Raw genomic sequence first — 23,136 nt, 5'->3', positions numbered from 1 at the left:
GGTTCTTCGGGATCTCGCCGCGTGAGGCGACGGCGATGGACCCGCAGCAGCGGTTGTTGCTGGAGGTGGCCTGGGAGGCCTTCGAGCGCGCGGGCATCGACGCCGACTCACTGCGCGGCAGCCGCACCGGTGTGTTCTCCGGTGTCATGTACCACGACTACGCGCCCGCGGTGGATCTGGTTCCCGACCAGCTCAGCGGAGCCGTTCTGACCGGGAGTGCGGGCAGCGTGCTCTCCGGCCGGGTGGCGTACCAATTCGGCCTGGAGGGACCCGCCGTCTCGGTCGACACGGCGTGCTCGTCGTCACTGGTGGCACTCCACCTGGCCGCACAGGCACTGCGGTCCGGCGAGTGCTCGCTCGCGCTGGCCGGCGGGGTCACGGTGATGTCCACCCCGATGACGTTCGTCGACCTGGGTCACCAGCGAGCCCTGTCCCCGGACGGCCGGTGCCGCGCGTTCGGCGCCGGTGCGGACGGCACCGGGTGGGCCGAGGGCGTCGGCCTCGTGGTGCTCGAGCGGCTGTCGGACGCCCGCAAGCAAGGCCACCAGGTACTCGCGGTACTCAAGGGCTCCTCGGTGAACTCCGACGGCGCCTCGAACGGCCTGACCGCGCCGAACGGTCCCTCGCAGCAGCGGGTGATCCGCCAGGCGCTGGCCTCGGCCGGTCTGTCCCCGTCGGGCGTCGATGTGGTCGAGGGGCACGGCACCGGCACGAAGCTCGGCGACCCGATCGAGGCCCAGGCACTGCTGGCCACCTACGGCCAGGACCGCGAAACTCCCCTGTGGCTGGGTTCGTTGAAGTCGAACATCGGGCACACCCAGGCTGCCGCCGGGGTCGGCGGCGTCATCAAGATGGTCATGGCGATGCGTCACGGCGTCCTGCCGCGGACGTTGCACGCCGAGCAGCCCTCCCCGTTCATCGACTGGTCGCAGGGAGCCGTCGCCCTGCTCGACCAGAACCACGACTGGCCGAAGGCCGGCCGGCCCCGCCGTGCCGGGGTCTCCTCGTTCGGCATCAGCGGCACGAACGCGCACGTCATCCTGGAGCAGGCGCCGGAGCAGCCGACGGCCGGGCAGGCGGACGCCGTGACGCGGCTCGGAGCCTTCGCCTTCCCGGTGTCAGGCCGGGGACCCGCGGCATTGGCGGCCCAGGCAACCCGGTTGCGGACCGCGCTCGCCGACGCACCCGACTCCGACCTGGCCGGATTTGGCGCGGCACTGACCAACGGCCGGACCCCGCACTCCCACCGCGCCGTGGTGATCGCGGAGAGCCGCCCCGAGCTGCTGGCCGGCCTTGACGCGATCGCGGCGGGCCAGTCGGAGAACTCGGCCCTGGTGGTGGCGGGAGCCGGTGAAGCCGTCCACGACGGCCCGGTCTTCGTCTTCCCCGGGCAGGGGGGCCAGTGGCTCGGAATGGGCATCGAGCTGTGGAAGAGCAGTTCGACGTTCGCGGAGCTGATGCGGACCTGCGACGAGGCGCTTGCGCCATGGGTCGACTGGGACGGATTCTCGCTGCTTGACGTACTCGAAGGGGCACCCGGTGCGCCGAGCCTCGACCGGGACGACGTCGTCCAGCCCGCGCTGTTCGCAATCGGGGTCTCGTTGTCCCGGCTGTGGGCATCACTCGGAGTCCGGCCCTCGGCCGTCGTCGGGCACTCCCAGGGCGAGTTCGCCGCTGCCGTGGCGGCGGGAGCGCTGACGCTCGCCGAAGGCGCGCGCGTAGTGTCTCTGCGATCCCGGGTGCTCCGGCGTCTGGCGGCGCACGGCGGCATGGGCTGGGTGAACCGATCGGCGGACGAGGTGCGCGAACGCCTCGCCGGCACTCGCGCGCTCGGCATCGCCGCGGTGAACGGACCGATGTCCACAGTCGTCTCCGGGGCCACCGCCGAGCTCGACCAGCTCTTGTCGGTCTGGGAGTCGGAGGGGGCAAGGGTCCGGCGCGTACCCATCAACTACGGGTCGCACTCGGCTGAAGTAGAGGTCATCCGGGCCGAGTTGGCCGACACACTGGGCGTGGTCGAGTGCTCGCCCGGCACGGTTCCGTTCTACTCGACGGTGACCGGCTCGCTGCTCGACGGGCGCGAACTCGACGCCGACTACTGGTACCGGAACCTGCGTGAGATGGTGCGATTCGCGGAGGCGGTCGACCAGCTGCTCAGCGACGGACACCGATCGTTCCACGAAGTGGGCGCGCACCCGGTACTCGTCCATTCGGTACAGGAGCTCGCCGACGCCAGGGAAACGCCGGTCACGACGGTCGGAACGCTCCGCCGCGGCCACGGCGGCGCGCGGGAATTCCTGCGCAACGCCGCCGAGGCGTTCGCGGGTGGCGTCGACGTGCGGTGGTCCAACCTGTTCCCCTCGGGCCGGGGGCCGGTACAGCTGCCCACCTACGCCTTCCAGCACACCCACTACTGGATCGAGACGCGGCCCGGCCGCCCGTCTCGCGGCACCGAGGCCGACAGCCCGTTCTGGACGATGGTCGACCAGGGCGACCTGGACGGACTGACCACGGCGCTCGCCCTCTCCGACGACGCCGGCCGGTCCTCGCTGAGCACCGTGCTCCCGGCCCTGTCGTCGTGGCGTGAGCGCAGCCGGCAGCAGGCGACGCTGGCCGGCTGGCAGTACCGCGTCACCTGGCGCCCCGCCCCGGGACCCGGCCGACCGCTCACCGGCCGTTGGCTGGTCCTGGTCCCGGCGGACACGACGGAGCCGACATGGCTCGACCAGGTCATCGAGGCGCTGAGCGCCCGAGGGGCCCGGGTCGGCCGGGTCGACGTCCCCCGAGCGACCGATGCCGAGGCGCTCGGTCACCAGCTCGTCGCGGCGCTGGACGGCGAACCGGCCGGGAACATCCTGTCGTTGCTGGCGACGGACACAGCCTTCAACACCGACACCGACACCGACACCGATACGGACACTGACACCGAATCAGTGCCGGTCGGCCTGAGCGGCACGCTCGCGCTGGTGCGGGCGGTCAGTGGGCTCGGCCTGTCGACCCCGGTCTGGTGCGTGACCCAGGACGCGGTCGCCGTCCGGCCCGGAGACACCGTCACCCAGCCACGGCAGGCCGCGCTGTGGGGGTTCGCCCGGCATGCGGGCCTGGAGCAACCCGCGTCGTGGGGCGGCGTCGTGGACCTGCCGCGCGACGTCGGCCAAGCGGACCTCGCGGCGCTGGCCGGCGCCCTCTCGGACGGCGAGAGCGAACTGGCGGTACGAGGCGGCGCGGTGTTCCGCCGCCGCCTGACCCGGGTCACCGCCCCCGCGCCCCGCACGAACCAACCCCTCCCGCGCACCGTGCTGATCACCGGCGGCACCGGCACGCTGGGGGCGGAGGCGGCGCGCTGGCTCGTCCGGCGCGGCGCGCGACACCTGGTGCTGGCCGGCCGGGGCGGCCCCGCCCCCCCCGGCGCGGGCGAACTGGCCGCCGAACTCACCGAGCAGGGCGCCGTGGTGTCGGTGGTCGCCTGCGACGTGGCCGACCGGGCGCAGCTCGCCGCCCTGCTGGCCGACTGGCCGGCCGAACATCCGCTGACCACGGTCGTGCACACCGCGGGCGTGCTCGACGACGGCGTCATCGACCGGCTCACCCCGGAACGCTTCGAGCGGGTGTTCCGCCCGAAGGTGGCCGGCGCGTGGCACCTGCACGAGCTGACGAGAGACCACGACCTCCTCGACTTCGTCCTGTTCTCGTCGTTCGTCGGTACGGTCGGCCCGGCCGGCCAGGCCAACTACGCCGCCGCGAACAGCTCGTTGGACGCACTGGCCGCACACCGCAGGGCCCTCGGCCTGACCGGGACCTCCATCGCCTGGGGACTGTGGCAGGGCCCGGGGATCGCCGACCGCGACGACGTGCGGCACCAGCTGGCGGCCCGCGGCCTGCGCGCGATGGACCCCGGCGGCGCCATCGAGGCCATGGGCCAGGTGATCGACCGCGACGAGACGGCAGCGGTCGTGGCGGACGTCGAGTGGTCCTCGTTCGCCACCGAACTCGTCGGCACCCGATCGATGCCGCTCCTGGCCGAGCTGCTCGAAACGAGGGCGGACGACCCCGAAGGACCGGCGGACGAAGCGGCGGGCACCGGTGTGCGGGAGCGGCTCGCCGGCCTGCCCGCCACCGAGCGGACGTATGCGATCACCGACCTCGTCCGGACCACGGTGGCGGCCGTGCTCGGACACACCGACGCCGGCTCGGTCGAGTCGGGGCGCAGTTTCCAGGAGACCGGTTTCGACTCGCTCACCGCCCTGCGGCTGCGAAACCGGCTCGGCATGGCGACCGGCCTGCAGCTGCCCGCCACGCTGATCTTCGACTACCCGACGCCCGCCGCGGTCGCGGAGCTGGTGTACGCCGAACTGTTCGGCGAGGACACCGAGACCCACGGGAGCGAGAGCGGCGAGGGCGTCGACGACGCCGGACTGAAGAAGATCATCGACCGCATTCCGATCGCCTCGCTGAGGCAGGCCGGCCTGGTGGACGCCCTGCTCCGGCTGGCCGAGACCGCACCCGGCGGCGGCGAGCCGGCCGACAGCGCCGGGTCCACGACCGCGATCGACTCGATGGACATGGCTGATCTCATACGCGCCGCAAACGGCCGAGCCGACGCGTCCGACCGAGCGGAGGGGCCGACCTCATGACCACCCCGTCCATGAACGAACTCGTTGACGCGCTGCGCAACGCACTCAAGGAGAACGAGCGCATCCGGCAGCGGCTCGACGACGTCGAGGCGCGCAGCCGGGAGCCGATCGCCATCGTCGGCATGGCCTGCCGCTACCCGGGCGACGCCGACAGCCCCGAAGCCCTGTGGCAGCTCGTGGCCGACGGCACGGACGCGGTGTCCGGCCTCCCGACCGACCGCGGCTGGAACCTGGACGAGCTCTACGACCCCGACCCCCGCAAGGTGGGCCGGACGTACTCCAGGGGCGGCGGTTTCCTGCGCTCGCCGGACCAGTTCGACCACGAGTTCTTCGCCATCCCCCCGCGGGAGGCGACCGTGATGGACCCGCATCAACGGCTGCTCCTTGAGACCTCCTGGGAAGCCCTGGAACGAGCCGGGATCAGCGCCGACGCGGTGCGGGGAAGCCAGACCGGCGTGTACGTCGGCGTCAGCTACCAGGACCACATCTCGCTGCGCACCGTGCCGTCGGCCTACGAGGGCTACGTGCTGACCGGCAACATCGCCAGCGTCGTCTCCGGACGGCTGTCCTACGCGTTCGGTCTGCAGGGACCCGCGGTCACCGTCGACACGGCGTGCTCCTCCTCCCTCGTCGCACTGCACCTGGCCGCCCAGGCGCTGCGCTCGCAGGAGTGCTCGCTCGCCCTCGTCGGCGGGGCGACGATCATGTCGGGCCCGGCTTCGCTGATCGAGTTCGCCCGGCAGCGCGGGATCGCCCCGGACGGCCGGTGCAAGGCCTTCGGCGACGAGGCCGACGGCATGGGCTGGGCGGAAGGCGTCGGCGTGCTCGTGGTCGAGCGACTGTCCGACGCGCAGCGCAACGGCCACCAGGTACTGGCCGTCGTGCGGGGCTCCGCCCTCAACCAGGACGGCGCCTCCAACGGCCTCACCGCGCCCAACGGCGCGGCCCAGCGCCAGGTGATCCGAGCCGCGCTGGCCAACGCCGGTGTGTCCTCGGCCGACATCGACGCGGTCGAGGCGCACGGCACCGGCACCAGGCTGGGCGACCCGATCGAGGCCCGGGCCCTGCTCGACACCTACGGCCGGGAGCGTACGGCGGACACACCGTTGTGGATCGGATCGCTGAAGTCGAACATCGGACACCCGCAGGCGGCGGCCGGCGTCGGCGGTGTGATCAAGATGGTCATGGCCATGCGCCACGGGGAGTTGCCCAGGACGCTGCACGCCCAGCGGCCGACCTCCCACGTGGACTGGTCGGCGGGAACGGTACGGCTGCTCAGCGACCACCGGCAGTGGCCCGACCGGGGGCGTCCCCGTCGTGTCGCGGTGTCGTCGTTCGGGATCAGCGGGACCAACGCGCACGTCATCCTGGAGCAGGCCCCCGATGGACCGGCCGAGGCCGCGTCCGCGCCGACGGGGCGGGCCACCACCGGTCCCTGGCCGTTCGTGGTGACCGGCCGGGGCGCCGCCGGACTGCGCGGCCAGGCCGAGCGGCTGCGCTCCTTCGTCGAGCGCCACCCGGAGCTGGAGCCTGCCGACCTCGGACGGAGCCTGGCCACCACCCGTGCCGTGCTCGCCGACCGCGCCGTGGTCGTCGCCGAGGACAGGGCGGCCCTGCTGGCCGGCCTGTCCGCACTGGGCACGGGCGCAGAGAGTCCCGCGGTGCACGTCGACCGGGCGAGGGAAGGCCGTCTGGCGGCCGTCTTCACCGGCCAGGGTGCCCAGCGCGCCGCGATGGGGCGGGAACTGGCGGCGCGGTACCCGGTGTTCGACGCGGCGCTGGACGAGGTCTGCGCGGTGGTCGACGAAGCGCTGGGCCGCTCGCTGCGCGAGCTGATGTGGCAGGGCGGTCCACCGCTGGACCGCACCGAGTTCGCCCAGCCGGCGCTGTTCGCCTTCGAGGTCGCACTGTTCCGGCTCGTCCAGTCGTGGGGCGTCAGGCCCGAGTTCGTTGCCGGTCACTCGGTCGGCGAGATCAGCGCCGCGCACGTGGCCGGCGTGCTGTCCCTCGCCGACGCGGGGCGCATGGTCGTGGCGCGCGGCCGGTTGATGCAGGCGCTGCCCGACGGCGGCGCCATGGTCGCGGTGAACGCCGCACCGGACGTGGTGGCCCCGCTGGTCGCGGCCGTGGACGGGGTGTCCGTCGCCGCGGTGAACAGCCCCGGCTCGGTTGTGGTGTCCGGTGCGGCGGAACCGGTGGCGGAGGTCTTGGCCCAGCTGGCCGCGGCCGGGTACCGGACCCGCAGGCTCACCACCAGCCACGCGTTCCACTCGCCGCTGATGGACCCCATGCTGGAGGACTTCCGGGCCGTCGTCGCCGGACTCACCTTCGGCGCGCCCGACCTCCCGGTGGTGTCCACCCTCACCGGTGCCCTGGCCGACGCGGCCACGTTCGGCGACCCCGAGTATTGGGTCCGGCAGGCACGCGAACAGGTGCGCTTCGCCGACGGGGTGGCCACCCTGCACGAGCGGGGCGTCACCCGCTTCCTGGAGCTCGGACCGGACGCGGTGCTCTCGGCCATGGTCAGGGAGTGCCTGCCCGCCGAGGGGCGGGTGACGGCGGTGGCCGCCGCCCGCCGCGACCGGCCCGAGGCCGTCGCCCTGCTCGACGCGGTCGGCCGCCTCTTCACCGGCGGCGGCGACGTGAGCTGGCCGGCGCTGTTCCCCGACGGAAGCCGGCGGGTCGACCTGCCCACGTACGCCTTCCAGCGGCATCGGCACTGGCTGCCGCGCGACGGCTCCACCACCCCGGCCCCCTCGGACCCGCCCTCGGCGGCCACCCCCGAGCCCGGCACCGAGCCGAGTAGCGAAGCCCGGGTCACGGACGTGCTGGCCGTCGTGGACCAGCGTCGTGTCGTGAACGATCTGATACGGACCTCCGTCGCCCTGGTGCTGGGCCTCGACTCGCCCGCCGAGGTCGACCTCGAAAGCACCTTCCAGGACCTGGGCTTCAGCTCGCTCGCCGCGGTGGAGCTGCGGGACCGGCTGAACGCGGCACTCGATCTCGGGCTGGCAGGCACCGTCGCCTTCGACTACCCCACCCCCGCGGCCCTCGCGTCGTACCTGGTCGGACTCGTGACCGGCGCGGCCGACGAGGAACCCGGCACGACCGCCCCGCCGGCCGCGTTCGCCGACGACCCGGTCGTCGTGGTCGGCATGGCCTGCCGCTACCCGGGCGGGGTCGGCTCGCCGGAGCAGCTGTGGGAGCTGGTGGACGGCGGCCGCGACGCGGTGTCGGGGCTGCCGACCGACCGGGGCTGGGACCTCGACACCCTGCTGCACCCGGATACGACGCGCCAGGGCGCCACCCACGTACGCGGCGGCGGCTTCCTCGACGACGTGGCACAGTTCGACGCGCCGTTCTTCGGGATCTCGCCGCGCGAGGCGGCCTCGATGGACCCGCAGCAGCGGCTGCTGCTGGAACTGACCTGGGAAGCACTGGAACGGGCCGGGATCGACCCGAAGTCGGTGCGGGGCAGCCAGACCGGTGTGTTCGCCGGCACCAGCGACCAGGACTACGCGGACCTGCTCCGCGGCAGCGCCGAACTGGCCGACGGCTACCTGCTCACCGGGACCTCCGCCTCGGTGCTCGCCGGGCGCGTTTCCTACCAGTTCGGCCTGGAGGGGCCGGCGCTGACGGTCGACACGGCCTGCTCGTCCTCACTGGTCGCGATGCACCTGGCCGCGCAGGCACTGCGCTCGGGGGAGTGCGCGCTGGCCCTGGCCGGCGGGGCCACCGTCATGGCGACCCCGGTCGACCTGCAGGAGTTCGACAAGCAGGGGCTGTCCGCCGATGGACGGTGCAAGGCGTTCGGCGCGGGCGCCGACGGGACCGGTTTCGCCGAGGGCGCCGGCCTGCTGGTGCTGGAGCGGCTCTCCGGCGCCCGCCGCAACGGCCACCCCGTACTGGCCGTGCTGCGCGGCTCCGCGATCAACCAGGACGGTGCCTCCAACGGCCTCACCGCGCCCAACGGCCTTGCCCAGCAACGGGTCGTGCGACAGGCACTGGCCAACTCCGGCGTGCGCCCCGGCGAGGTGGACGCGGTGGACGGGCACGGCACCGGCACCGTGCTCGGCGACCCGATCGAGATCAAGGCGCTCCAGGCCGTGTACGGCCGGCACCGGGAGGAGAGCGAGCCCCTCTGGCTGGGCTCGCTCAAGTCCAACATCGGCCACTCCCAGGCAGCGGCCGGGGTCGGCAGCGTCATCAAGATGATCATGGCGATCCGGCACGGCCTGCTGCCGAAGACCCTGCACGTGGACCGGCCCTCGGAGCACGTCGACTGGGAGAGCGGAACGGTCCGGCTGCTCGGGGACGCCCGGCCGTGGCCGGCGACCGGGCGTCCCCGCCGGGCAGCGGTGTCGTCGTTCGGGGCGAGCGGGACCAACGCCCACGTCATCGTGGAACAGGCCCCGGACACCGCACCCGAGGCCGGACCGGCGGACCGGCCCGACGCGCCGCGACTGCTGCCGCTGCTGCTCAGCGGCCGGGGTGAAGCCGCCCTGCGCGGTCAGGCGGAGCGCTTGCGCGAGCACCTCCTGACGCTCGGGGCCGCCGACCCGGCGGAGCTGGCCGACGTCGCCTTCTCGCTGGCCCGCACCCGCTCCTCGCTGGATCACCGGGCCGTGGTGCTCGGCACTGGCCTCACCGAACTCCTGTCCGGCCTGGACGACGTGGTGGCCGGCACCGCCCCGGTCACCGGACCCGTCGGCTCCGGCAACACCGATCCGGTGTTCGTGTTCCCGGGGCAGGGCGGGCAGTACGCCGGGATGGCGCTGGGGCTGTGGGACTCCTCGCCGGTCTTCGCCGCGTCCATGGCGGAGTGCGAGGCAGCGCTCGCCCCGTACGTGGACTGGCACGGCCGCACCCTGCGCGATCTCCTGGCCGGCGCGGCCGGCGCGGCCGGCGCGGACGGTGCGGACGGCCTCGACCACGCCGAGCAGGTCCAGCCGATGCTGTTCGCGGTCATGGTCTCGCTCGCCCGGTTGTGGATCTCCCGAGGGGTGGTGCCCTCCGCGATCATCGCGCACTCGGTGGGAGAGGTCGCGGCCGCGCACATCGCCGGCATCCTCACCCTCGCCGACGCGGCCCGGGTGCTGACCGCGCGGGCACGCGTGTCCGGCCGGCTGACCGGCTACGCCACCCTCTGGGTCGGGCTGCCCGTCGAGCAGGTGCGCGAGCAGGTCGCACCGCTGACCGGCGTGCACGTCAGCGCGGTCAACGGGCCGCGATCGGTCGTCGTGACCGGTCCGCTCGACCGGGTCGCCGCGCTGCGGGCCGAATACGAGGCCGCCGGTGTCCGCGCGCGCCCCATCCCCATGGATTACCCGACGCACTCTCCGCACATGGCGGTGGTCGAGGACGAACTCCTCGCACTGCTGGCCGGCATCCGCCCGGCCACCGCCTCGGTGCCGTACTACTCCACGACGCTCGCCCGCCGGGCGGAGGGCGACGAGCTCGACGGCCGGTACTGGTTCACCAACCTCGTGCAGCCCGTACGGTTCCACGACACCGCCGCCGCGCTGCTCGCCGACGGGTACCGCGTACTGCTTGAGGTGTCCCCGCACCCGCTGCTGGCTCCCGCGATCGAGGAGACCGCCGAGGAGCGCGGCGTCGAGACGACCGTGCTGGCGACCCTCCGCCGCGGCGAGAGCGACCCCGACATGTTCCTGCGCTCGCTGGCCGCCGCGTGGCGGGCCGGGCTCACCGTGGACTGGTCCGCGGCCTTCGCGGGCACCGGGGCGCGGCGGGCCGACCTGCCGACCTACGCCTTCCAGCGGCAGCGCTACTGGCCGACCGCGCTCGCGTCCGCGCCCGGCGACCTGTCCGCCAGCGGCCTCGAACAGGTCGACCACCCTCTGCTCGGGGCGAAAGCGACCCTCGCGGGCGACGCGGGCTTCCTGTTCACCAGCCGGCTCTCTCCGCACGCCCACCCGTGGCTCCTCGACCACGCGCTCTTCGACCGGCCGCTGCTGCCCGGTACGGCGTTCCTCGAACTGGCCATCCGCGCGGCCGACGAGGCGGGCCTCGGCCGGCTGGAGGAGCTGGCCATCGAGGCGCCGCTGATCCTGCCGGACCGGCACGACGTACTGGTCCAAGTGCTCGTCGGGGCGCTCGACGGCGACGGCCGCCGCACCGTCGAGGTCTACTCCCAGCCGGCGGAACCCGTCGAGGCCGTGGGCGCGTCGTGGACGCGGCACGCGCGGGGGAGCGCGGCGCCCGGCGACGGCGCGGAGCCGGCGCCATGGCCAGCGGACACGACCTGGCCGCCGGCCGGGGCGACCGAACTGGACGTCGCCGGATCGTACGAGCGGCTCGGCGCGCTCGGCTACCACTACGGCTCCGCCTTCACCGGGCTGCGCAGGGCCTGGCGCAGGGGTGACCAGGTCTTCGCCGAGGCGGAGCTGCCCGAGGAACTCACGGCCGACGCGGCGCGTTTCGGCCTGCACCCGGCACTGATGGACACCGGCCAGCACAGCCTGGCGATGGAACAGCTCGACTCACGGCGGGCCGGCCAGGACAACTCCGGCGTGCGCGCGCCGTTCCTGTGGTCCGGGGTGCGGCTGCTCGCCTCGGGCGCCGCCGCACTGCGGCTCGTGTTCCGCCCGACGGGGCCGTCCTCCTGGTCGGTGGACGGGTTCGACACCACCGGTCGCCCGGTGCTGAGGGTGGACTCACTGGTCGCCCGGGAGGTTTCCGCCGAGCAGCTGCGCGACGTCGGCACCCCGCACGGCGACGCGCTGTTCGAGCTCGGCTGGGTACAGTGCGGACCGGCCGAGACCGGTTCTGCGACCAGCGCCGAAGAGCCGATCGGCTGGGTGGCGCCCTTCGGTCCCGCGCGGACCGTCCCGGCGCGGGACGAGCACCCGGCCGACGCGTGGGTCCATCCCGACCTGCCCGCACTCGGCTCGGCGGTGGACGGCGGCGCGCCGCTGCCCGGGCTGGTGGTGCTGCGCGTTCCCGGCGGCGGGGCGCCCGAGTCGACGGTCGACTCGGTGCACACCGCGGTGAACGGCACCTTGCGGGTCTTGCAGGACTGGTTCACCGATGCCCGCTGGGAGCGGTCGCGGCTGGTCGTGGTGACCGACAGCGGGCTCGTGGGCGCGGCGGTCGGCGGTCTGGTGCGCTCCGCACAGTCGGAGAACCCGGAGCGGGTGGTTCTCGTCGAGCAGGCGTCCGCCGATCCCGAGCCGGCCGGGGCGCGACCGGGGGAGGCACTCACCCGCGCCTCCACCGAAGCGCTCACTCACGCTTCCACCGAAGTGCTCACCCGCGCCTCCACCGAAGCGCTCGCTCGCGCCGCGATCGCGTCGGGCGAGCCGGAGGTGTCGGTTCGCGACGGACGGCTGTGGTCGCCCCGCCTGAACAGGGCCGCCAGCGAGGCGCTCCCGGAGCCCGCGGGCCCGGCGCCGGACGAGCGGTCTTCGGCGTGGGGCACCGGGACCGTGCTGCTGACCGGCGCGTCCGGCGTGCTGGCCGGGCTGGTGGCCGAGCACCTCGTGACCGAGTGCGGGGTGCGACGGCTGGTGCTGGTGTCACGGCGGGGCCCGGCGGCTCCCGGTGCCGACGAGCTGGCCGAGCGGCTGACCGAGGCGGGTGCCTCGGTGCGGACGGTCGCGTGCGACCTCGCCGTTCGCGACGACGTCATGGACCTCGTCGGCTCGGTGCCGGCGGAGTTCCCGCTCAGCGCCGTGGTGCACTGCGCGGGTGTGCTCGACGACGGGACCGTGGGTTCACTGACCCCCGACCGGGTCGACGCGGTGCTGCGGCCCAAGGTGGACGGTGCCTGGCACCTGCACGAGGCCACCCGGGACGCCGAGCTCTCCGCGTTCGTGCTGTTCTCCTCGGCCGCGTCGGCGTTCGGCGCCGCCGGCCAGGCGAACTACGCGGCAGCCAACGCGTTCTGCGACGAGCTGGCCGAGCACCGGCGGAGGCTCGGCCTGCCCGCGGTGTCGATCGCCTGGGGGTGGTGGGCCGAGGCCAGCGGGATGGGCAGCCACCTCGGAACCCAGGACCGGGCCCGGATGGCCCGTACCGGCATCCGCCCGGTGGACAACGACTTCGGTCTCGCCCTGTTCGACGAGGCCGCCCGCCGGCAGGGCCGGGTCGTCGCCGCCCCGTTCGACCTCGCCGGCCTGTCCACCGCGGCCATGGTCCCGGGACTGCTGCGCGGGCTGGTGCGCCGTCCGGCACGACGGGCCGTCGCACCGCACCTGGCCGGCGGGGCCGGAGCTCGCGAGGGCCTGGCGGCACTGGAACCGGCCGAGCGCGACCAGGCCGTCGCCGATCTGGTACGCACCCATGCCGCGGCCGTACTCGGGCACGCCTCGGCCAACGCCGTCGACGACCGGCAGCCCTTCACCGCTCTGGGATTCGACTCACTGACCGCGGTGGAGCTGCGCAACCGGCTCAACACGGCCACCGGGCTGCGGCTGCCGGCCACGGTGATCTTCGACTACCCCACCCCCGCGGCCCTGATCGAGTTCGTGCGCGGCGAGATCGCCGGCGAGGCGCCCGCCCCGGCCCGGCCCGCCGTCAGCGCGACCGCGCCCGGGACCGCAGACGACCCGATCGCGATCGTGGGCATGGCCTGCCGCTTCCCGGGCGGGGTGAGCTCGCCCGACGAGCTGTGGGACGTCGTCGCCGAGGGGCGGGACGTGATCGGCGCGTTCCCGACCGACCGCGGCTGGAACCTGGCCGAGCTCTACCACCCGGACCCCGACCACCCCGGGACCACTTACACCCGCGAGGGCGGCTTCCTGTACGACGCCGACCAGTTCGACCCCGAGTTCTTCGGCATCTCGCCGCGCGAGGCGATCACGATCGACCCGCAGCAGCGGCTGCTGCTGGAAACGGCCTGGGAGTCCCTGGAGAACGCGGGCATCGATCCCACCTCGCTGCGTGGCGCCCCGACCGGCGTGTTCGTCGGCGTGATGTACCACGACTACGGCTCGCGGCTGCACACCAAGCCCGAGGAGCTCGAAGGCTATCTGGGCAACGGCAGTGCGGGCAGCATCGCGTCCGGCCGGGTCGCCTACGAGTTCGGCTTCGAGGGCCCCGCCGTGACGGTGGACACGGCGTGCTCGTCCTCGCTGGTCAGCATGCACCTGGCGGCGCAGACACTGCGGTCGGGGGAGTGCTCGCTCGCGCTGGCCGGCGGTGTGACGGTGATGGCGACGCCCGACCTGTACGTGGAGTACAGCCGGCTGCGCGCGAACGCCGCGGACGGCCGGTGCCGGGCGTACGGCGCGGACGCGGACGGCACCGGCTGGTCGGAAGGCGCGGGCCTGGTGGTGCTTGAGCGGCTGTCCGACGCGCGGCGCAACGGGCACCAGGTACTGGCACTGCTGGCCGGCTCGGCGCTGAACCAGGACGGCGCGTCGAACGGGCTGACCGCCCCCAACGGCCCCTCCCAGCAACGGGTGATCCGCCAGGCCCTGGCCGGTGCCGGGCTGTCCGCCGCCGACGTGGACGTCGTCGAGGGACACGGTACGGGGACCCGGCTGGGCGATCCGATCGAGGCCCAGGCGCTGCTGGCCACCTACGGCAGCGAGCACACCGAGGACGCGCCGCTGTGGCTCGGGTCGGTCAAGTCGAACATCGGCCACACGCAGGCGGCGGCGGGCATCGCAGGCACGATCAAGATGATCATGGCGATGCGGCACGGGATCATGCCCAAGACCCTGTTCGCGGAGACCCCTTCGCCACAGGTCGACTGGGAGTCGGGCGCGGTCGCGCTGCTCGACCGGGCCCGGGAGTGGCCGGACCGGGGCCGGCCCCGCAGGGTGGGCGTGTCCTCCTTCGGTGTCAGCGGGACCAACGCACACGTCATCTTGGAGCAGCCCCCGGCCGAGTTCACCACTCCGGCCCCGGCTGCCGACCCGCCTCCCCCGGCGACGGGGCAGGTGTGGCCGCTCGTGCTGACGGCCCGCGGGCCCGCGGCCCTGCGGGGGCAGGCCGAGCGACTGGCCTCCCACCTGCGCGACCGGCCCGATGTGGCGTTGGCGGACGTGGCCCACTCCCTGGTCGCCGACCGGGCCGGCCACGACCACCGGGCGGTCCTGCTCGCCTCCGACCGCGCGCAGGCCCTGGAGCGATTGGGCCGGTACGCGCACGAGGGCGAGGGAGCCGGGGCCGTCACCGGGGTGGCCCGGCGGGGCCCGCTGGCGATGGTGTTCACCGGTCAGGGCGCGCAGCACCCCGGCATGGGCGCTCGACTGCACCAGCGGTTCCCGGCCTTCGCCGCCGCGTTCGACCAGGCGTGCGAGCAGCTCGATCCCGCGGTCCGGGACGCCGTCCTGGGCGACGCGGGAAGCCGGCTCGACGCCACGGAGGTGGCCCAGCCCGCGCTCTTCGCGGTCGAGATCGCGCTCTTCAGGCTGTTCGAGTCCTGGGGTGTCCGGCCGGACATCCTCACCGGTCATTCGGTGGGCGAGATCGCGGCCGCGCACGTCGCCGGCGTGCTGTCGCTGCCGGACGCCTGCCGGCTGGTTTCGGAGCGGGGCCGGCTGATGGCGCGGCTCGCCCCGGGCGGTGTGATGGTCTCGGTGACCGCCGGCGAGCAGGTGGTCGCCCCGCTGGTCGCGCAGAACGCCGAATCGGTGTCGATCGCGGCGGTCAACACCCCCGATTCCGTGGTGCTTTCGGGGCGTGAACCGGCCGTCACCGAGATCGTGCGGCGCCTGGCCGAGGATGGACACCGCACGAAACAACTCGTCGTCAGCCACGCGTTCCACTCGCCGCTCATGGACCCGATGCTCGACACCTTCCGGGCCCTGGTGCAGGGCTTGGAGTTCCAGCCGCCCCGCATTCCGATGGCGGCCGGTGACGAGGTGACGGACCCGGAGTACTGGGTGCGGCACGTGCGGGACACGGTGCGGTTCGCCGACACGGTGTCAGAACTCCACGGCACCGGCGTCACCCGGTTCCTTGAGATCGGCCCCGACGCGCCGTTGACCGGCGCGATCCGCCAGTGCCTCGACGCGTCCGACATCGTCGCGGTCCCCAGCCTGCGCCGGGACCGCGACGAAGCCGGCACGGCGCTCACCGCGCTCGGCGCGCTGTTCGCCGCCGGAGTGGAGGTCGACTGGCCAGCCCTGTTCGACGGCACAGGAGCCCGGCACACCGCACTTCCCACGTACGCCTTCCAGCACCAGCGGTACTGGCTCGACGCCCCCGAGCCGCCGGCCGACCTTGCCGCGGCGGGCCTCGATCCGCTCGACCATCCGCTGCTGCTGGCCGGGGTGGAGGTCGCAGGCGGCGAAGCCGTGCTGCTGACCGGCCGGCTGGCACCGGAGACCCAGCCCTGGCTGCGGGAGCACGTGCTGTTCGAGCAGGCCCTGCTGCCCGGCACCGCCTTCGTGGACCTGGCGCTGAGGGCCGCAGAACAGGTCGGCTGCACCGTGCTCGACGAGCTGACGATCGAGGCTCCCCTGCTGATCGCCCCGGCGGGCGCGGTCGCGCTGCAGATCCTGGTGGAAGCCCCCGACGAGGCGGGCCGCCGGACGATGACGCTCTCCGCACGCCCGGAGAGCGACGCGGACACCCCCTGGACCCGGCACGCCACCGCAACGGTGTCCGGCGCGGCAGGACTGCCGCAACCCGAGCCGCTCACCGAATGGCCGCCGCGGGGCGCCGACGCCGTCGACGTCGCCGGCGCGTACGACCTGTTCGCCGAGGCGGGCCACGACTACGGGCCGACGTTTCAGGGCCTGACGGCCTGCTGGCGGCGCGGTACGGAGCTCTACACCGAGGTGGCGCTGCCCGAGAGCGGGACCGACGTCGAACGCTACGGCGTGCACCCGGCGTTGCTGGACGCCTCGCTGCACGGCGGCGTGCTGCGGGCCCTCACCTCCGACATCCCTCAGGGCCTGGTGCCGTTCTCCTGGGCCGGGGCGCGGCTGTTCGCCCCGGGCGCCACCGCGCTGCGCGTCCGTATCCGACCGGTGAGCGCCGGCACGGTCGCCCTGGACGCCTTCGACGGCACCGGCGCTCCCGTCTTCAGTGTGGCAGCGCTGTCCTCACGCTCGGTCTCCGCCGACCAGCTCCGCGCAGCCGCCTCCCGCGACGACTCGCTGTTCGAGATCAGCTGGGTCGAGTGCGGCCGGGTCGACTCCATCGCGCCCCGCTCCGAGGCCACCGTCCTGGACGGCCCGCTGCAGCTCGCGGAGCTGATGTCAGGCCGCGACGAGGCAGCCGAGGTTCCGGCCCTCGTGGCGATGTCGGTACCGGGGGAGGGGCTCGCCGTCACCACCGACGTCCACGCGGCGGTGAACAGTGTGCTGCGCTCGGTGCAGACGTGGCTGGCCGATCCCGCCTGGGCGTCCTCGCGGCTGGTGGTGGTGACGACCGAGGGCCTGACCGGCGCCGCCGTGCGGGGCCTGCTGCGCTCGGCGCAGTCGGAGAACCCCGACCGTATCGTCCTCGTCGAGGGCGGCGCCGAGGCGACCACCAGCGCGGCGCTGCACGCGGCCGTGGCATCGGGTGAGCCGGAGGTCTCGGTGCGCGACGGCGTACTCCGGGCCCCGCGGCTGGCCCGCCTGGAAACCGCCGAGCCCGCACAAGCCACCGCGTGGTCGGCCGGAACCGTACTGATCACCGGTGCCTCGGGCGCGCTCGCCGGGCACGTGGCCCGCTACCTCGTCACCGACCACCACGCGCGCCACCTGCTGCTGGCCTCCCGGCAGGGCGACACCTCGCCCCGTACCGTCCGGCTCGCCGCCGAACTGGCGGAGCTCGGCGCCGCGGTACGCGTCGTCGCCTGCGATGTCGCCGACGGCGGGCAGGTCGCGGCCCTGGTGCGCTCGGTGGAGCCCGAGTTCCCGCTCACCGCCGTGCTGCACTGCGCAGGAGTGCTGGACGACGGCGTGTTCGACTCCCTGACCGCAGACCGGGTCGACGCGGTGCTGGCCCCCAAGGTCGACGGTGCATGGCACCTGCACGAACAGACCCGGGAGCTGGACCTCTCCGCGTTCGTGCTGTTCTCGTCCTCCGCCGCGGCCTTCGGAGCGCCGGGCCAGGCCAACTACGCCGCCGCCAACGCCTTCCTCGACGCGCTGGCCGTCGAGCGGCACCGCCAGGGCCTCTCCGCGGTCTCGATCAGCTGGGGCTGGTGGGGCGAGGACAGCGGCATGACCGAGAACCTCAGCGAGGCCGACGTGGCTCGCATGGGGCGGGGCGGGATGCTGCCGATGGCCACCGACCAGGGCCTGAAGTCGCTGGCCGCGGCGGCCGACATGACGCGCCCGAACGTGCTGGCCGCTCGCCTCGACCTGGCCGCCGTGCGGTCGGCGGGCACGGTGCCCGCCCTGCTGCGTGGCCTGGTACGCCGTCCGGCCCGGCGCGCGGCGACATCGCCGGTGGCAGGGCCGGAGGCGGTGCGGTTGGCCGGCTCCTCCGTGACCGAGCAGACGAAGGCGATCGGCGAACTGGTGCGCGAGCAGGTCGCCGCTGTACTCGGCCACCTGAGCGGCGACTCGGTCGACATGACCCGCGCCTTCCACGAGGTCGGGTTCGACTCGCTCACCGCGGTCGAACTGCGCAACCGGCTCAACACGGCCACCGGGCTGCGGCTGCCGGCGACGCTGGTGTTCGACCACCCCACCCCCGAGGCGCTGGCCGCGTTCGTCCGCTCCGAACTGGCCGGCGACCCCCCCGACACCGCCGACGCCACCCCCACAGGGCCTGTCGCCTCGACCGGTGACGACCCGATCGTGATCGTCGGTATGGCCTGCCGGTACCCGGGCGCGGTGAACTCGCCCGACGAACTGTGGAGCCTGGTGGCCGAGGGCCGCGAGGGGATCACCGGCTTCCCGGCCGACCGCGGCTGGGATCTGGCCGGCCTCTACCACCCGGCTCCCGGCCGGGCCGGCACGACGTACTCCCGGGGAGGCGGATTCCTCGACCACCTGGCCGAGTTCGACTCCGACTTCTTCGGCATCTCGCCGCGCGAGGCCATCGCCATCGACCCGCAGCAGCGGCTGCTGCTGGAGACGGCCTGGGAGTCGTTCGAGAACGCCGGCATCGTCCCCACCGTCCTGCGCGGCGGCCCGGTCGGCGTGTTCGTCGGCGCGAACGGGAGCGACTACCCCGCACTGCTGGCCCGCGACTCCGGTGACTACGACGGCCGCGTGCTGACCGGCAACGCGGCCAGCATCATCTCCGGGCGGCTGTCCTACGCGTTCGGATTCGAGGGGCCGTCGATCTCCATCGACACGGCGTGTTCTTCCTCGCTCGTTGCCATGCACCTCGCGGCCCAGGCGCTGCGCTCCGGCGAGTGCTCGCTCGCGCTGGCCGGCGGAGTCGCCACGATGGCCACCCCCAGCATGTTCGTCGAGATGGCGCGGCAGCGGGGCCTGTCCCCGGACGGCAGGTGCCGGGCCTTCGGGGCCGGAGCCGACGGCACCGGATGGGCCGAGGGCGTGGGCCTGCTCGTGCTGGAGCGACTCTCCGAGGCCCGCCGCAACCACCATCGCGTCCTGGCGGTCCTGGCCGGCTCTGCGGTCAACCAGGACGGCGCCTCGAACGGCCTCACCGCGCCCAGCGGCCCGTCGCAGCAACGGGTCATCCGCGCCGCGCTGGCCAACGCGGGCCTGCCGGCGGGCGAGGTCGACGCCGTGGAGGGCCACGGCACCGGAACCCGGCTCGGCGATCCCATCGAGGCGCAGGCCCTGCTGGCCACCTACGGACGCGCACGCGAGACCGGCACCCCGCTGTGGCTGGGTTCGATCAAATCGAACATCGGGCATGCGCAGGCCGCCGCCGGCGCCGCGGGAACCATCAAGATGATCATGGCGATGCGGCACGGCCTGCTGCCCAGGACGCTCCACGCCGAGACCCCGTCCCCCGAGGTCGACTGGACCCGCGGCGGAGTGGCACTGCTGGACCGGGCCCGTGACTGGCCCGAACAGGGCCATCCGCGGCGGGCGGGCGTGTCCGCGTTCAGCCTCAGCGGCACCAACGCGCACATCATCCTGGAACAACCGCCCGAGGAAACCCTGTTGACGGCGGCGCCGGCCCCGGAGGAGGGCGCCGCGAACACGCGGGTGCAGCCGGTGGTGTTGTCGGCCCGGGGACCGGCGGCCCTGCGCGCGCAGGCGGCGCGCCTCCACGCCCACCTGACCGAACGGCCCGAACTGACACTGGCCGACATCGCGCGGTCGCTGGTGACCGACCGCGCGACACACGATCACAGGGCGGTGGCGCTCGCCGCCGACCGCGAGCAACTGTGCGAGCGACTCGCGGCGTTCGCCGACGGCACCGCCGCTCCCGGCGTGGAGGCCACCGGTGTGGCCGGCAGCGGCGGCCTGGCCGTCGTCTTCACCGGCCAGGGGTCGCAACGCGGTGGGACGGGCCGCGAACTCCACCGCGATTTCCCGGTCTTCGCGGCGGCGTTCGACGAGGTGTGCGCCGAGCTGGACCCGTTGCTGCGGGACATGGTCTTCGACGAGGACGAGGCCCGCCTGCACACCACCGAGTTCGCCCAGCCCGCGCTGTTCGCCGTCGAAGTGGCCCTCTTCCGGCTGTTCGAGTCGTGGGGCGTACGGCCCGACGTCGTCACCGGCCACTCCGTCGGTGAGATCACCGCCGCGCACGTGTCGGGCGTGCTCTCGCTGACCGATGCCTGCGCGCTGGTCACCGCGCGGGCCCGGCTCATGCAGGGACTCGCACCGGGCGGGATCATGATGTCCGTCAACGCCGGTGAGGACGTGGTGGCGCCGCTGGTGGCCGAACAGGGCGCCGGGATATCGATCGCCGCGGTCAACACCCCGGAGTCGGTGGTCGTCTCCGGCACCGACCTCGCCGTCGGTGAGGTCGGACAACGCCTCAGCGACGCCGGATACCGCACGAAGCGGCTGGCCGTCAGCCACGCGTTCCACTCGCCGCTCATGGACCCCATGCTCGCGGAATTCCGGGCCGCGCTCGGCGGCCTGGAGTTCCGGCCACCGCGGATACCGATGACCAGCGGCGACGTGGCCACCCCCGAGTACTGGGTCCAGCACGTCAGGAACGCGGTCCGGTTCGCCGACACGGTCTTCGAACTCCGGGCCGGCGGGGTGACCCGCTTCCTGGAGCTGGGGCCGGACGCGACCCTGACCGGCCTCATCCGCGCCTGCGTGACGGATGGGGATGCCGTCGCCGTGCCCGGCCTCCGGCGGGGCCGCCCGGAGACCGAATCCGTGCTCGCCGGACTGAGCACCCTGTTCACCGCCGGAGTCGAGGTCGACTGGCCGGCCCTGTTCCCCACGGCAGGCGCGGGACAGATCCCGCTGCCGACGTACGCGTTCCAGCGCACGCGCTACTGGCCGGACACCCCCGACACGCCGCAGCCACCGGCCGCAGCCGGCCCTGACGCCGTGGACAGCCGCTTCTGGGGTTGGGTGGAACAGGGCGACCTCGACGCGCTGAGCGCCGAACTGGGCACCGAGGAACGCGACGGCCTCGGCGCCGTACTGCCCGCACTGACCCGGTGGCGCCTCGGCCGCCGTGCGAAGACGGTGGTGGACAGCTGGCGGTACCGGTTGAGCTGGCGGCCCGTGCCGACCCGGCCCGAGTCCACCCTCACCGGCACCTGGCTGCTGGTGGTACCCGCAGGCCACCGCGACGACGCCTGGGCCGCGCCGATCGAAGCGGCGATGACCGCCGCGGGGGCCGAGGTCCGCCGCCTGGAGGTCGGCGAGCACCAGTTGGACCGGGCCGCGCTGGCGGCCCGGCTCGGCGAGCCGCCGCTCGCCGGGGTGGTCTCGCTGCTGGCAATGGAGCGGTCCCGCGTCCCGGGACACCCGGGCGTGCCGGTCGGTCTGGCCGCCACGGTGAGCCTGGTCCAGGCGCTGGAGGACCGCGAGATCGGCGCGCCCCTGTGGTGTCTCACCCAGGGGGCGGTGAACGTCGTTCCCGGCGACGGACTCGACCACCCCGACCAAGCCCTGCTGTGGGGCTTCGGACGGACCCTCGCACTGGAGCGCCCCGACCGCTGGGGCGGTCTGGTCGACCTGCCTGCCACCCCCGACGACGCCTCGGCGGCCGGGCTGATCCGCCTGCTGGGTGACGGCGGCACCGGCGAGCAGGCGGCGCTGCGGGACGGCACCGTCCTGGGCGGCCGGCTGGTACGCGCCGACCCGGACGAGCCGCCGCGCCGGAACTGGCGACCGGCGGGCAGCGTATTGGTCACCGGCGGCCTCACCGGCCTGGGCGCCCGCACCGCGCGCTGGCTGGCCGAGCAGGGCGCGCGGCACCTCGTGCTCACATCCCGGCGGGGCCGGGAAGCGCCGGGCGCCGTCGAGCTCGAAGCCGAACTCACCGCCCTGGGGTGCTCGGTGACCATCGCCGCCTGCGACGTCGCCGACCGGGGCGAGGTGAAGGCCCTGCTCGCGGATCTTCCCGACGACCTGCCGCTGACGGCCGTGTTCCACAGCGCGGGGGTGGCCAACGACGGCGTCATCACCGAGCTGACTCTCGACAGGCTCGACAACGTGCTGCGGCCCAAGGTCGACGGAGCGTGGAACCTCCACGAGCTGACCTCGGACCTGGACCTCTCGGCCTTCGTGCTGTTCTCCTCGGCCGCGGGCCTCGTCGGCTCGCCCGGCCAGTCGCACTACGCGGCAGGCAACGCCTTCCTCAACGCCCTGGCCCACCACCGGCGGGTCCGCGGTCTGCCGGCCACGGCCATCGGCTGGGGCCTGCTGGCCGGCGGAGGCATGGCCGACGACACCGGCGCGACCGACCGGGCGGGCCGCAGGGGCCTGCACCCGATGGCTCCCGACCAGTCGCTGGCCGGACTGCGGCGAGCACTGGACCACGACGAGACCTACATCGCCCTGACGCACGTCGACTGGACCCGATTCATCAAGGCGACCGCGGGCACCGTCAAATGCACGGTCATCAGCGACCTGCCCGAGTACCGGGCGGCGTTCCCGGTGGCCGCCGAGGAGGACCGGCCCGCCGAGTCGAACGGCGGGTCGCGGTCCTGGGCACGGCTCGACGCTCTGGACGGCGAGGAACGTGACGCCGCGCTGCTGGAGTTGGTGCGGGCGCAGGTGGCCGAGGCGCTCGGACACAGCTCGGCCGACGCCCTGCCGCCGACCAAGGCCTTCGCTGAACTGGGATTCGACTCCCTCGCCGCCGTCGAGCTGCGCAACCGGCTCGCCGCGGCGACCGGGCTGACACTGCCGGCGACGCTCACCTATGACCACCCGACCGTACTGGCGCTCCGCGACCATCTGCGGACGGCGATGTTCGGCGCGGACGCCGACCAGGCCGAGTCCGCGCTGGCCGAACTCGACCGGCTGGAGGAGGTGCTCTCGGCGGTGACGGCGGACGACGGCATCGACGAGGCGGCCAAGAACCAGGTGCTGCGGCGAGTCCAGAAGATGGCCGCCGCGCTCGCCGGCCAAGGCGGCCACTCCGAGGAGAGCCGGCTCATCGCGAACGCCGACGACAACGAACTGTTCGACTTCATCAATCGAGAACTGGGCGGCCCCAGCCAGTGACCGGCGACCGTCCA

2 protein-coding genes are annotated in these 23,136 nt (G+C 74.0%); both read left to right on the top strand.

The features are described from left to right. A partial coding sequence (locus LCE31_RS02140; protein WP_374118377.1) for a type I polyketide synthase occupies window positions 1–4,634 on the top strand: 4,634 nt, incomplete at its 5' end. Then, a complete protein-coding gene (locus tag LCE31_RS02135) occupies window positions 4,631–23,122 on the top strand; it encodes a type I polyketide synthase (RefSeq protein WP_225012205.1) in 18,492 nt (6,163 codons plus the stop codon). The genes LCE31_RS02140 and LCE31_RS02135, both read left to right, overlap by 4 nt. Window positions 23,123–23,136: the final 14 nt, after the last annotated feature.

Origin of the sequence: Streptomyces sp. 8L (assembly GCF_020176795.1) — a bacterium.
Lineage (GTDB): Bacteria > Actinomycetota > Actinomycetes > Streptomycetales > Streptomycetaceae > Streptomyces.
This window is presented reverse-complemented; position numbering and strand designations above follow the sequence as displayed.